The sequence below is a fragment of the Bacillus sp. SIMBA_008 genome (assembly GCF_046535495.1).
In the GTDB taxonomy this organism is placed as follows: Bacteria; Bacillota; Bacilli; order Bacillales; family Bacillaceae; genus Bacillus; species Bacillus subtilis.
Genome location: NZ_JAWRWL010001329.1, coordinates 1 through 233, shown reverse-complemented (window position 1 = coordinate 233; position 233 = coordinate 1). Strand labels below are relative to the sequence as shown.

Annotated in this window: 1 protein-coding gene; it reads left to right on the top strand. The window is 32.6% G+C overall.

What is annotated here, in order from left to right:
• Window positions 1-35: 35 nt before the first annotated feature.
• On the top strand, window positions 36-233 hold a 198-nt coding region (locus tag SB658_RS27765; RefSeq protein WP_410603808.1), incomplete at its 3' end, for a hypothetical protein.

Below are 233 nucleotides of genomic sequence, written 5' to 3'. Positions count from 1 at the left end.
CTACAACGTCCATTGGGGCAACAGTAGGTATTTATGTGGTTACTGATACAAATACGCTGACAAACCAAAATACAAAACCTTACGATAAGACATCGTGTGACAATGTGAAAGTTAATCTTAAATTAAAGAATGTGAAAAAAGGTTTAGTAGAAATTTCGCCAGTTGATAAAGTTGTTCATAAGAATATTACTTATAACGTACAGGGTGAAAATGTATTAGAAGAGCTTGGATTA